Origin of the sequence: Roseovarius pelagicus (genome assembly GCF_025639885.1) — a bacterium.
In the GTDB taxonomy this organism is placed as follows: domain Bacteria; phylum Pseudomonadota; class Alphaproteobacteria; order Rhodobacterales; family Rhodobacteraceae; genus Roseovarius; species Roseovarius pelagicus.
The window spans coordinates 1,030,947-1,043,367 of sequence record NZ_CP106738.1 but is presented as its reverse complement, the minus strand read 5'-3'; the positions used below and the strand labels follow the sequence as shown (position 1 = coordinate 1,043,367).

Annotated in this window: 11 protein-coding genes and 1 pseudogene; 11 read left to right on the top strand and 1 reads right to left on the bottom strand. The window is 61.6% G+C overall.

The features are described from left to right. Positions 1-95: 95 nt before the first annotated feature. Positions 96-1,292, bottom strand: coding sequence for a BaiN/RdsA family NAD(P)/FAD-dependent oxidoreductase (locus N7U68_RS06085; RefSeq protein ID WP_263048564.1), 1,197 nt, complete (start codon positions 1,290-1,292; stop codon positions 96-98). Between the two features lie 110 nt (positions 1,293-1,402). Here N7U68_RS06085 and N7U68_RS06080 point away from each other — a divergent pair, with 110 nt between their 5' ends. The 11 genes and pseudogenes from N7U68_RS06080 to ftsZ all read left to right on the top strand — a co-directional run bounded on the left by N7U68_RS06080 (position 1,403) and on the right by ftsZ (position 12,395). Further along, positions 1,403-1,927: a peroxiredoxin-like family protein gene (locus tag N7U68_RS06080; protein ID WP_263048563.1), complete on the top strand. Its 525-nt coding sequence runs from the start codon at positions 1,403-1,405 to the stop codon at positions 1,925-1,927. A 111-nt stretch (positions 1,928-2,038) separates the two neighbouring features. Further along, positions 2,039-3,205: a putative lipid II flippase FtsW gene (gene ftsW, locus N7U68_RS06075; RefSeq protein ID WP_165197288.1), complete on the top strand. Its 1,167-nt coding sequence runs from the start codon at positions 2,039-2,041 to the stop codon at positions 3,203-3,205. A gap of 39 nt (positions 3,206-3,244) precedes the next feature. Continuing rightward, a complete protein-coding gene (locus N7U68_RS06070; RefSeq protein WP_165197290.1) occupies positions 3,245-4,354 on the top strand; it encodes a UDP-N-acetylglucosamine--N-acetylmuramyl-(pentapeptide) pyrophosphoryl-undecaprenol N-acetylglucosamine transferase in 1,110 nt (369 codons plus the stop codon). Further along, a complete protein-coding gene (gene murC / locus N7U68_RS06065) occupies positions 4,351-5,754 on the top strand; it encodes a UDP-N-acetylmuramate--L-alanine ligase (protein ID WP_165197292.1) in 1,404 nt (467 codons plus the stop codon). The genes N7U68_RS06070 and murC overlap by 4 nt, the downstream gene beginning before the upstream one ends. 4 nt (positions 5,755-5,758) lie before the next feature. Next, positions 5,759-6,001 (top strand): DUF2484 family protein, encoded by a 243-nt coding sequence (locus N7U68_RS06060; RefSeq protein ID WP_165197293.1) that lies wholly within the window; start codon positions 5,759-5,761, stop codon positions 5,999-6,001. After that, the gene (locus N7U68_RS06055; RefSeq protein WP_165197294.1) at positions 5,911-6,291 is read left to right on the top strand and encodes a hypothetical protein; all 381 of its coding nucleotides are present in this window, start codon (positions 5,911-5,913) and stop codon (positions 6,289-6,291) included. Before N7U68_RS06060 ends, N7U68_RS06055 begins: the two co-directional genes overlap by 91 nt. A gap of 143 nt (positions 6,292-6,434) precedes the next feature. Continuing rightward, positions 6,435-7,376, top strand: a complete 942-nt coding sequence (gene murB / locus N7U68_RS06050; protein WP_263048562.1) for a UDP-N-acetylmuramate dehydrogenase — start codon at positions 6,435-6,437, stop codon at positions 7,374-7,376. A gap of 48 nt (positions 7,377-7,424) precedes the next feature. Further along, a complete protein-coding gene (locus tag N7U68_RS06045; RefSeq protein ID WP_165197296.1) occupies positions 7,425-8,345 on the top strand; it encodes a D-alanine--D-alanine ligase in 921 nt (306 codons plus the stop codon). Further along, entirely contained in the window at positions 8,333-9,235 is a 903-nt protein-coding gene (locus tag N7U68_RS06040; RefSeq protein ID WP_263048561.1) for a cell division protein FtsQ/DivIB, read from the top strand. The genes N7U68_RS06045 and N7U68_RS06040 overlap by 13 nt, the downstream gene beginning before the upstream one ends. After that, a pseudogene (gene ftsA / locus N7U68_RS06035) lies at positions 9,228-10,563 on the top strand (cell division protein FtsA). The gene N7U68_RS06040 and the pseudogene ftsA overlap by 8 nt, the downstream one beginning before the upstream one ends. Before the next feature lie 176 nt (positions 10,564-10,739). Then, positions 10,740-12,395 carry a cell division protein FtsZ gene (gene ftsZ, locus N7U68_RS06030; protein WP_165197298.1) on the top strand — a complete coding sequence of 552 codons (1,656 nt, stop codon included), beginning with the start codon at positions 10,740-10,742 and terminating at the stop codon, positions 12,393-12,395. Positions 12,396-12,421: the final 26 nt, after the last annotated feature.

Here is a 12,421-nt window from a genome sequence, read left to right as displayed (position 1 = left end):
CCGCGCGAGGCGCGTCGCCGGGGGCGGCCCTGCGGGCCGTTGTTTTCATGCCCCCGGCGGGGATATTTCCGGCAAGAAGATGATCAAGAGGGCGATCAGACTCTGGCGGTTGTCTCGGCAATCGCACGCCCTGCGGCGGCACCCGACGCCCAGGCCCATTGGAAATTGTATCCGCCGAGCCAGCCTGTGACATCCACCGCTTCGCCGATGGCATATAGGCCGGGCATATCGCGCGCCTCCAGCGTGCGTGCTTGCAAGGTGTCGGTGTCAATGCCGCCCAGTGTGACCTCGGCGGTGCGGTAGCCTTCGGTGCCCGCTGGCGTCAGTTGCCAGTTGCGCAGCGTATCGGTGAGAGTCCGAAGCGCAGCGTCGCTCTGGTCGGCCAGATTACCGACGAGTGGCAAATCGATCTGATCGGGCAGCGCTGTCACCAGACGAGAGGGCAAGTGGCGGGCCAGTTCGGTGCTGAGCAGATGGCGTCCCGCGCGCGCACGTTGAGTGCGCAGCGCATCAAGCAGCGTGCCGCGGGGATCAAGGTCCAGTGTGATCGGTGCACCCTCGCGCCAGAACGACGAGATTTGCAGCATAGCCGGCCCCGATAGCCCGCGATGGGTGAATAGCATCGCCTCGTCGAAGGTCGTATCACCGGCCGTCGCCCGGACGGGCAGTGACAGCCCCGAGAGTGCGGCGAACCGGCCATCGGAAAAGGTGAAGGGCACCAATGCAGCGCGGGTTTCTGTCAGGCGCAGGCCGAATTGGGTCGCGATCTCATAGGCCAACCCGGTTGCGCCCATCGTTGGGATGGATTTGCCACCTGATGCCAGCACCAGATTGCGGGTGCGTATCGTGTGGCGTTTGCCTTCGCGTTCCAACACGGCCGTATAGTGCCCACCGTCGTGGGTGATGTCGTGAACGGAGGTCTGCAACCACAGGGCGACCCCCGCGCGATCCATCTCGGCGCGCAGCATCGCAACAATCTGTTTGGCGGACTCGTCGCAAAAGAGTTGCCCCAGGGTTTTTTCATGCCACGTGATGCCATGTGCTTCGACTAATGCGATGAAATCCCATTGGGTGTATCGGCTCAGGGCCGATTTGCAGAAGTGAGGGTTTTGCGACAGAAAATTCTCTGGACCCGCGTAGAGGTTGGTGAAGTTGCAGCGCCCACCACCCGAAATGCGGATTTTCTCACCCGGCGCGCGGGCATGGTCGATCACCAGCGTACGCCCGCCCGCATGGGTTGCGCACATCATGCCGGCCGCACCGGCGCCAAGGATAAGCGTGTCGAATTGCATGTGCTTGCCCCTGCCGCAATGTGGCGGCGCGGTCAAGTTGCTGTGACCGGGTTGCCGCATACGCTGACGAACCTAAGTCGAGTTGTAATGCAATTTGACAGGAGCACGCTATGAATACGCTGGATGCTGGCACGAACTTTCCTCAACAGACCGTCAAACGGATTGGTGGCGGGACAATGGATCTCGGGACACCCCAAGACGGTCGCGATTGGCAAATGGTAGTGGTTTATCGCGGATTGCACTGCCCGATTTGCAAGAAATACCTGACCCGTCTCGAAATGCTGTTGTCGCGTTATCATGAGAACGGGATCGATGTGGTGACCGTCTCTGGCGATCCGCAGGACAAGGCACAGACGATGGTGGACGAGTTGGGTCTGACGATGCCGGTGGGATACGACTTGAGCATTGCTCAGATGCGCGCCCTTGGCCTCTATATCTCGGACCCGCGCAGCCCACAGGAAACGGACCGTCCCTTTGCGGAGCCGGGTCTGTTCGTGATCAATGCGAATGGCGATCTGCACATTGTGGATGTCTCGAATGCGCCCTTTTCCCGACCTGACCTTGAAGGGTTGGCGGGTGGTCTGGAATTCATACGCAACAAGGACTATCCGATCCGGGGCACGCACCGGTCCTGAGCCGCGCGCCGACATTGCGCACTGGACGCTTCCCTCAATCGCCTCTTCCTGCTAGTCTGTGTCCCAGACCCCGCAAAGGGGCGCGACTTGAGGCAGTAATCGGCGGTTGTCATGACAGAGATGGTCTATGGGGCAGTACCCGTTCGCGATGTCGAACCGGTTTTGCCGAAATGGTGGCGGACGATCGACAAATGGTCGATCTCCAGTGTGCTGATCCTGTTCGGGATCGGGTTGCTTCTGGGCTTTGCCGCATCGCCGCCATTGGCGGAAAAGAACGGGTTCGCGCCATTCCACTACGTGCAGCGGCAGGCGTTTTTCGGCGGTATGGCGATGATCGCGATGCTGATGGCCTCGATGATGAGCCCCCTGCTGGTGCGGCGTCTCGCTGTGATCGGATTTGTTGTGTCATTCGTAGCATTGGCATTGCTGCCCGTGCTTGGCACGGATTTCGGCAAGGGGGCCGTGCGATGGTACAGCCTCGGCTTTGCCAGCATCCAGCCGTCAGAGTTTCTCAAGCCCGGCTTCGTGGTCGCAGCTGCCTGGATGATGGCCGCCAGCCGCGAGATCAACGGCCCGCCCGGCCTGTCATGGTCATTCCTGCTGGCGCTGGTGATCGTGGCCTTTCTGGCGCTACAGCCCGATTTCGGTCAGGCGTCACTGGTGCTGTTTTCTTGGGGCGTGATGTATTTCGTCGCCGGTGCGCCGATCCTGCTACTGCTGATCATGGCAGGGTGCGTCGTGCTTGTGGGCAGCTTTGCCTATGCCAATTCCGAGCACTTCGCGCGCCGGATCGACGGGTTTCTCAGCCCCGATGTCGACCCGACGACGCAGTTGGGTTTTGCCTCGAATGCAATCCGCGAGGGCGGTTTTTTCGGCGTCGGAGTGGGCGAGGGCGAGGTGAAATGGTCACTACCTGATGCACATACCGATTTCATCATCGCCGTGGCCGCCGAGGAATACGGGCTGGTGCTGGTGCTGGTGATCATCACGCTTTACACGCTCGTCGTGGTCAGGTCGCTGCTGCGCCTGATGCGCGAGCGCGATCCGTTCATCCGGCTGGCGGGCACTGGATTGGCCGCTGCATTCGGTGTGCAGGCGATGATCAACATGGGCGTCGCGGTGCGGTTACTGCCGGCCAAAGGCATGACGCTTCCTTTCGTCAGCTATGGTGGGTCATCTTTGATCGCAGGCGGGCTTGCGCTCGGGATGCTTTTCGCCTTTACCCGCACGCGCCCGCAAGGCGAGATTGGCGATATCCTGCGCGGTCGGGTGAGATAACGATTTGCGGCGGGGTAATACCCGCCCGAGAGGGCAGACATGAGCGAACGGCAACCACTCCTGCTGATGGCCGCAGGCGGCACAGGCGGGCATATGTTCCCCGCGCAGTCCTTGGCCGAGGTCATGCTGCGCCGCGGCTGGCGGGTCAAGCTGAGCACCGATGCCCGTGGCGCGCGCTATACCGGCGGTTTCCCGCATTCGGTCGAGATCGAGCAGATCAGCAGCGCGACCTTTGCGCGTGGCGGCGTTCTGGCCAAAATGATCGCGCCCTTTCGTATCGCGGCGGGGGTGATCGGTGCGACGGTGCGTATGCTGCGTGACAAACCCGACATGGTGATCGGATTTGGCGGCTACCCGACGATACCCGCCCTTAGCGCGGCCGTGCTACTGCGGCGTCCGCGTATGGTGCACGAACAAAACGGCGTGTTGGGACGGGTGAACCGCGCGTTTGCCAAGCGCGTCGATATGATCGCCTGCGGTACATGGCCCACCGATCTGCCAGAGGGCACCACTGCCGAGCATGTCGGCAACCCAGTCCGCGCGGCCGTGCTGGAGCGGGCCGGTGCAGGGTATATCCCGCCGGGTGATTACCCCATGTCGATCCTTGTGATCGGCGGCAGTCAGGGCGCGCGCATCCTCAGTGATCTGGTGCCACCCGCGATTGCCGCACTACCGATGGAGATGCTGCGCAACATTCGCGTCAGCCATCAGGCGCGCGGCGAGGATCAGGTACGTGTCGCCACCTACTATGCCGAAAACGGCATCGACGCGGATGTCGAGCCGTTCTTTCGCGATGTCCCGCGCCGGATGAGCGAGGCACAGTTGGTGATTAGTCGCGCTGGCGCGTCGTCCATCGCTGATATCAGCGTGATCGGACGTCCGGCCATCGTGATTCCGCTTGCGATTGCGGTGGGCGATCATCAGACCGCAAATGCGCGCCACCTGACCGAGGCTGGCGGCGCGATTCTGATCCCCGAGGCCGCGCTGACGCCCGACGCGTTGAGCGCGCAAATCGAAACCGTGTTGAACCACCCCGAGGGAGCCGCGCAAATGTCGCGCGCAGCGATGAGTTGCGCCATGCCGGACGCGTCTACCCATCTGGCCGATCTGGTGCAGACCCTCGCAGACCAAGGCAGGAAACCGAAATGAACGCAGCCGCGACCAAACTGCCCGGCGACGTCGGCCCCATCCATTTCGTCGGTATCGGCGGCATCGGCATGTCCGGCATCGCCGAGGTGCTGCTGAACCACGGGTATGTGGTGCAGGGCAGCGATTTGAAACGCACTCCGATCACCGACCGGTTGGCCGAAAATGGCGCGCTGATCTTTGAGGGCCAGAAGGCCGAGAATATCGCAGAGGCCGAGGTGGTTGTTATTTCGTCCGCCATCAAACCCGGCAACCCCGAGTTGGACGCCGCCCGCGCGCGCGGTTTGCCCATCGTGCGCAGGGCAGAAATGCTGGCGGAACTGATGCGCCTGAAATCCAACGTCGCCGTCGCGGGCACGCATGGCAAGACGACGACAACCACGATGGTTGCCGCGTTGCTGGATCACGGTAAATTCGATCCCACAGTGATCAACGGCGGCATTATCCATGCCTATGGCTCCAACGCCCGGGTGGGGCAGGGCGAATGGATGGTGGTCGAGGCCGACGAGAGTGACGGCACCTTCAACCGGCTGCCCGCCACCATTGCCATCGTGACCAATATCGACCCCGAGCATATGGAGCATTGGGGCACAGAGGCGGCGCTGCATCAGGGCTTTCTCGATTTTGTGTCCAATATCCCGTTCTATGGTCTGGCTGTCTGCTGCACTGACGATACCGATGTGCAGACGCTGGTGGGCAAGATCACCGATCGTCGCGTCGTGACCTACGGATTTAACAAGCAAGCCGATGTTCGCGCGGTCAATCTGCATTACAAGGCAGGGGCTGCCTATTTCGACGTGCAGTTGCAGACCGAAGGCAAGGTGATCGAAGGGTGCATGTTGCCCATGCCCGGCGATCACAACGTCAGCAACGCGCTCAGCGCTGTGGCGGTCGCACGCCATTTGGGCATGAAGGCGGATGAAATCCGCGAAGCACTTGCCGCGTTCGGTGGCGTCAATCGCCGCTTTACCCGCGTGGGCGAGGTGGACGGCGTCACCATCATAGACGATTACGGCCACCACCCGACCGAGATTGCCGCCGTGCTCAAGGCCGCACGCCAAGCCACCGAAGGCCGCGTCATCGCCGTGCATCAGCCCCACCGTTACACCCGCCTGAGCCATCATTTCGAGGATTTCTGCGCCTGTTTCAACGAGGCCGACGTCGTCGCCATCGCCGAAGTATACGCCGCAGGCGAAGCCCCGATCGAAGGTGCCAGCCGCGATGATCTGGTCGCGGGCTTGATCCGTCATGGCCACCGCCACGCCCGCGCGATTCAGGGCGAGGATGATTTGGTGCGATTGATCCGCGAACAGGCTGGGCCGGGTGATATGGTCGTCTGCCTCGGTGCAGGTACGATCAGCACGTGGGCCAACGCGCTGCCAGATCAATTGAGAAAAGGATAGGTTGATGCCGTTGTCTCTGATCCTTGCGTGCCTCTGGGTGTTGGTCGCCAATCTGTTGGCAATGCGGCCCAGTCGCGATAATCACTGGCGGCTGGCCTATGGGCTGATTGTCATTGGTATCCCGATCCTCGGCTTCGTGACCTATCAGATGGGGCCATGGTGGGGATTGGCCTGCCTCGTCGCGGCGATGTCGATGCTGCGCTGGCCGATGATCTACCTGTGGCGCTGGGTGCGTCGGCAGAGCTGATCGGGATGGAAGGGTCAAGCGATATCCTACCGGTCTTGGTGCGACTTGCCTCGGCATTCCTGTTCGGTGCGATTGCGGCCTTCATGGCGTGCGCTGATTACCCATGGCGTTATGTTTTCGTCGGCTGGATCGGCTGTGCTGCACTCTGCGCGGGGCTATTCTGGGTGGTGACGTCATACGGGATCCGCGCTGACTTTGTTGGCGAGGTACTGGGATTCCTGATGCCTGCCGGCCTGTTGGGCGGTGCGTTGGGGGCAATTTTGGGCCTGATCTGGTATCAGGATTTCTGAGCGATCAGATGCATGGCGATCTTTGTGTCAGCTGCGGTCGCGGCGCCGTGCAAAGCGCCGGGCAATTCTGTCAAACTACACCCGCGCTGCACTTCGCGCAGAACGATCTTGCACCAACGTCAGCAAAACTTTACCCGATGCACATGACCCAACTCCCCACCCCACGCGGCAAACTCTCGCCGAACCGCCGCTTGGCCGACCTCACATGGCTGCGCGTCGGCGGACCTGCCGATTGGCTGTTTCAGCCCGCGGACGAGGATGACCTCGCCGCATTCCTGCGCGATCTCGACCCGGCCATCCCGGTGTTCCCGATGGGGGTTGGCAGCAATCTTATCGTGCGCGACGGCGGATTGCGCGCAGTGGTGATCCGCCTTGGGCGTGGTTTTAACGGGATCGAGGTTGCAGGCGATCACGTCACCGCCGGGGCCGCAGCACTGGATGCACATGTGGCGCGCAAGGCGGCACAGGCAGGCATCGACCTGACGTTCCTGCGGACGATCCCCGGCGCAATCGGCGGTGCGGTGCGGATGAATGCAGGCTGTTATGGCACCTATACGGCGGATGCTTTCGTGTCCGCGCGCGCCGTGACACGGGCGGGTGAGGTGGTCACGCTGAGCGCCGAGGATCTGAACTTTCGCTACCGCCAGACCGATCTGCCCGACGGCTGGGTGATTACGCATGCGGTCTTGCGCGGGCCGTCGGGCGATCCCGATGCGCTTGATGCGCGGATGACCGCGCAACTGGCCAAGCGTGACGAAACCCAGCCCACCAAGGACCGCACCGCGGGCAGCACGTTCCGCAACCCTGCCGGGTTCAGCAGCACAGGACAGGCCGACGATACCCATGAACTCAAGGCATGGAAGGTGATCGACGACGCCGGAATGCGCGGCGCGCGACGTGGCGGCGCGCAGATGAGCGAGAAACATTCAAACTTCCTGATCAACACCGGTGGCGCCACAGCTGCCGATCTTGAAACTCTTGGTGAGGATGTCCGAAAAAAGGTTTTTCAAAACAGTGCAATCCAGCTAGAGTGGGAAATCATGAGGGTCGGTGAACCGGCCCCATCAGAGGGCAAAACGCCCTGAGCAGATAAAAACAGGGCCGAAAACGGCCCGGGACATTGAGGCATAAAGGTGGTTCGTTCGAGCAGAACAACCCCGAAAGTTGCGGTGATATTGGGCGGCCCGTCAGCAGAACATGACGTGTCACTGTCGTCTGGGCGCGAATGCGCCACCGCGCTAAGGGAAGAAGGCTATGACGTGGTCGAGCTTGACGCTGGCCGCGATTTGGCTGCGCATCTGACAGATCTGAAACCCGACGTTGTCTTTAACGCGCTGCATGGCCGTTGGGGCGAGGATGGCTGCGTGCAGGGGATGCTGGAATGGCTCGGGATTCCCTATACCCATTCCGGCGTTCTGGCCTCGGCGCTCGCGATGGACAAGGAAGCCAGCAAAGCCGCCTACCGCGCTGCTGGCCTACCGGTCGTGGACAGCGTGCTGGCACCCCGCGACGAGGTGCGCAGCCGTCACGTGATGACCCCGCCCTATGTGGTCAAGCCCAACAACGAAGGGTCCTCTGTCGGTGTCTACATCGTGCACGAGGCGGCCAACAGTCCGCCGCAGCTGAGCGATGATATGCCCGATGTAGTGATGGTGGAAACCTATGCACCGGGCCGCGAGCTGACGACCACCGTGATGGGCGATCGCCCGCTGACCGTAACCGACATAATCACCGATGGCTGGTATGACTATTCAGCCAAATACGAAGTCGGCGGATCGCGCCATGTCGTTCCCGCGGACATCCCGACCGAAATATTCGATCTATGCATGGATTACGCCCTGCGTGCCCATCGTGCGCTGGGGTGTCGCGGTGTCAGCCGTACCGACTTTCGCTGGGACGAGGCACGCGGCACTGATGGCCTGATCCTGCTGGAGACGAACACCCAGCCCGGCATGACCCCCACATCGCTAAGCCCTGAACAGGCACAAGTGATGGGCATTTCGTTCGGCGCGTTCTGTCGCTGGATGGTGGAGGATGCCTCATGCCCGAGATGAAGCGCCGCGCCGGACGTGCGCAGATATCCCGCTCCGATCCCGCGCCGTCGCGGTGGTCCTACCGCGTGCACCGTATCCTGCTGACCCCACTCTACCGGCGTCTGCTGCGCTTTGGCATTCCTTTCACGATCTGTTTCGTGGGGGCGACCAGCTATTTGTCGCAAGCCCATGTTCAGCAGAAAATATGGCTGACGGCCGTTGATCTGCGCGAGCAATTCGAAACGCGCTCGGAATTCATGGTCAAATTGCTGGCGGTCGAGGGTGCAAGCACGGCCGTGGCCGAGGCCATTCACGACGGGTTTCCCTACCGACTCCCCGCCAGTTCCTTTGACATGGAACTTGATGATGTACGTCGCGCCGTCGAAAACCTGCCTGCGGTGGCGTCGGCAGCTGTGCGCCTGCGTCAGGGCGGCGTTCTCGAGGTGCGGGTCCAAGAACGCCAGCCCGTCGCGCTGTTGCGGACGCGGGCGGGCTTGCAGGTCATTGATATCGACGGCGTCGTTATTGGCGTCGCACCATCGCGCGCGGCGCGGCCTGACCTGCCGGTGCTGACCGGCAAAGGGGCCGATGTGCATGTCGCCGAGGCGCTGGAAATCCGAAATGCAGCCGGTCCATTGCGTCTGCGCCTGCGCGGCTTGGTTCGGATGGGCGAACGACGCTGGGACGTGGTTTTGGACCGTGATCAGCGGATCATGCTGCCGGTCGAAAATCCGATCCGCGCGCTGGAGCGCGTGATCGTGCTGAATGAAAGTCAGGAAATGCTAGAGCGCGACATCGCGGCGGTGGACATGCGTCTGGCTGCGCGGCCGACGCTGAGAATGCGGGAGCGCGCCGTCGAAAGCTGGTGGAGCGTGCGTAACATGGGTGTGGGACAGGTGAGCAATGATTGAACTATACAGAATCCCAACGCGCGATGCGCAACATGCGCCGTGCGGCGATGCAGCGCGGCGTCGTCGCGGTGCTGGATGTTGGCACCTCGAAAATCGCCTGCTTGGTGCTGCGGTTCGATGGCACCGATGGGCTGACTGAGGCTGACGGCATCGGCGCGATGGCCGGGCAGGCGGGGTTTCGGGTGATCGGTGCCGCCACAACCAGGTCGCGCGGTGTCCGCTTTGGCGAGATCGAGGCGATGCAGGAAACCGAGCGTGCCATTCGCACCGCGGTACAAGCCGCGCAAAAGATGGCCAACATGCGTGTCGACCATGTGATCGCGTGCTTTTCCGGCGCGCAACCGCGCAGCTACGGATTGGCAGGGCAGGTGGAACTGGAAGGTCAGGTCGTGACGGAACAGGACGTTAGCCGCGTTCTGAGCGCATGTGATTTGCCCGACATCGGAGATGGTCGTGAGGTCCTGCATGCCCAGCCGGTAAACTTTGCACTGGATCATCGGTCCGGCCTGATTGATCCGCGTGGCCAGTTAGGTCAGACGCTGGCCACGGATATGCACATGCTGACGGTTGACAGCATCGCGATCCAGAACCTCGCCCATTGCGTTAAGCGCTGCGATCTGGAACTCGCCGGTGTCGCCTCGTCGGGCTATGTCAGCGGCGTCTCCTCATTGGTCGAGGACGAACAAGAGTTGGGCGCTGCCTGCATCGACCTTGGGGGCGGGTCTTCCAGCATATCGATCTTTATCAAGAAACATATGATCTACGCGGATTCCGTGCGCATGGGCGGTGATCATGTCACCGGCGACATCTCGATGGGCCTGCAAGTACCGACCTCTGTGGCTGAACGGATCAAGACATTCTACGGCGGCGTCGTCGCCACCGGCATGGATGATCGCGAGATGATCGAGATCGGCGGGGATACCGGCGACTGGGATCGCGACCGCCGCACCGTCAGCCGCGCGGAGCTGATCGGTATCATGCGCCCTCGGGTCGAAGAGATACTGGAAGAAGTGCGCGCACGTCTTGATGCGGCCGGGTTCGAATATCTGCCGAGCCAGCAGATCGTGTTGACCGGCGGAGGCAGCCAAATTCCGGGTCTGGACGGGCTGGCCAGTCGTATCCTTGGACAGCAAGTACGCCTCGGACGACCCCTGCGGGTGCACGGTCTACCACAGGCCGCGACCGGTGCGGGATTTGCCAGCGCGGTGGGTATGTGCCTCTTTGCGGCCAATCCTCAGGACGAATGGTGGGACTTTGAACTGCCGGTGGATCGTTATCCGGCGCGGTCCCTTAAGAGAGCCGTGAAGTGGTTCAAGGACAACTGGTAAACGCAATATGCGGTGTGATCGGCGAAATCCCGCGGAAACATCCAAAAAAAGGTCCATATTTTGCGGGTTTTTCGTGTTTTTTTGGTGACGATCACACCCCTCATGGGTAATAATGACGGGTATAGGCAGAAAAAAACGGCCCGAAACTGCGGGCGTAACATCAGGCGGACAGAGCAATGACATTGAATCTCACAATGCCAGGTCGTGAAGAGCTGAAACCCCGGATCACCGTATTCGGTGTCGGCGGGGCAGGTGGCAACGCGGTCAACAACATGATCGAAAAAGAGCTGGATGGTGTCGATTTCGTCGTTGCCAATACCGATGCTCAGGCGCTTCAGCAAAGCAACGCGGAAAGCCGCGTGCAGTTGGGTGTCAAAGTAACCGAAGGTCTGGGTGCAGGCGCGCGGGCCTCTGTCGGGGCCGCTGCCGCCGAAGAGAGCATTGAACAGATCGTCGACCATCTGGCGGGCGCACACATGTGCTTTATCACTGCCGGTATGGGTGGTGGCACGGGTACCGGGGCCGCGCCGATCATCGCGCAGGCCGCGCGTGAATTGGGCGTGCTGACCGTCGGTGTCGTGACCAAACCGTTCCAATTTGAGGGCGGCAAGCGGATGAAACAGGCCGAGGACGGGGTGGAAGCCCTGCAAAAGGTCGTTGATACGCTGATCATCATCCCCAACCAGAACCTGTTCCGGCTGGCGAATGAGAAAACCACATTTACCGAAGCCTTCTCGATGGCTGACGACGTTCTTTATCAGGGCGTCAAGGGTGTGACCGATCTGATGGTGCGCCCCGGGTTGATCAACCTCGATTTTGCCGATGTCCGTGCCGTCATGGACGAGATGGGCAAGGCGATGATGGGTACCGGCGAGGACAGCGGCGAAGATCGCGCGATTCAGGCCGCCGAAAAGGCGATCGCCAACCCGCTGTTGGACGAAATCAGCCTGCGTGGCGCCAAGGGTGTGCTGATCAACATCACCGGTGGTCACGATCTGACCCTGTTCGAACTGGACGAAGCTGCCAACCGCATCCGCGAAGAAGTGGACGCAGAGGCGAATATCATCGTCGGTTCCACGCTTGACCCCGCGATGGAAGGTTCGATGCGCGTCAGCGTCGTCGCCACGGGTATTGATGCCAATGAAAATGTCACGGACATCCCCGTGCCGCGCCGTTCTCTGGCCGAACCTCTGCGCCAGCATGTTCCCTCCGAGGAACATCACGCGCCCGAGGAAGATGTTCGTGAAGAAATGGCAGAACCCATTGCTGCCAGCGCCGAAGTCTCAGAAGAACCTTCGCTGTTCTCTCAGGTAGAGGCAGAACGCGCTGCCGCCGAAGATCAGATGGAAGACATCTTTGAGCCGCAGAACGCAGGACACGAGGCCCCCGCGCGCATGGCACCCGCCGCGCGTGCGCAGGCCGATGACCTGCCCCCGCCAGCCTATGTGCCGCCTGCCGCCGCTGAGCGTACGCAGCATCACGAAGAAGATCTGGATGCTTATGTTGCCCCTCGCGCCCCTGCCGCCGGCACCCCATCGCCCGAAGCGATGGCACGGTTGCAGGCCGCAGTTGGCAATGCTTCGCCGCGCAGCAATCCGCAAAAAACGCAACAGTCCGAGCCTCAGCGCGCTGCTGAAACACAGGCAGAGCGCCCACGTTTTGGGATCAATTCGCTGCTCAACCGGATGACCGGCCACGCACAAGAATCCGAACCGCAGCGCCCTGCACGCCAGCAACCATCGATGCAGGCACAGCCCGCACGCGCGGAGCCGGAAGACGAGCGTGACGAGCAAATCGAAATCCCGGCCTTCCTGCGTCGTCAGGCAAACTGACGTCGGGGCATGTTCTGGAATCTTTG

Bases quoted from the DNA above. Each gene is read 5' to 3' on its own strand.
- murB (WP_263048562.1), top strand. From the start codon at position 6,435: ATGACCCAACTCCCCACCCCACGCGGCAAACTCTCGCCGAACCGCCGC.
- N7U68_RS06085 (WP_263048564.1), bottom strand. From the start codon at position 1,292: ATGCAATTCGACACGCTTATCCTTGGCGCCGGTGCGGCCGGCATGATG.
- N7U68_RS06060 (WP_165197293.1), top strand. From the start codon at position 5,759: ATGCCGTTGTCTCTGATCCTTGCGTGCCTCTGGGTGTTGGTCGCCAAT.
- murC (WP_165197292.1), top strand. From the start codon at position 4,351: ATGAACGCAGCCGCGACCAAACTGCCCGGCGACGTCGGCCCCATCCAT.
- N7U68_RS06080 (WP_263048563.1), top strand. From the start codon at position 1,403: ATGAATACGCTGGATGCTGGCACGAACTTTCCTCAACAGACCGTCAAA.
- N7U68_RS06070 (WP_165197290.1), top strand. From the start codon at position 3,245: ATGAGCGAACGGCAACCACTCCTGCTGATGGCCGCAGGCGGCACAGGC.
- N7U68_RS06040 (WP_263048561.1), top strand. From the start codon at position 8,333: ATGCCCGAGATGAAGCGCCGCGCCGGACGTGCGCAGATATCCCGCTCC.
- N7U68_RS06055 (WP_165197294.1), top strand. From the start codon at position 5,911: ATGGTGGGGATTGGCCTGCCTCGTCGCGGCGATGTCGATGCTGCGCTG.
- ftsZ (WP_165197298.1), top strand. From the start codon at position 10,740: ATGACATTGAATCTCACAATGCCAGGTCGTGAAGAGCTGAAACCCCGG.
- ftsW (WP_165197288.1), top strand. From the start codon at position 2,039: ATGACAGAGATGGTCTATGGGGCAGTACCCGTTCGCGATGTCGAACCG.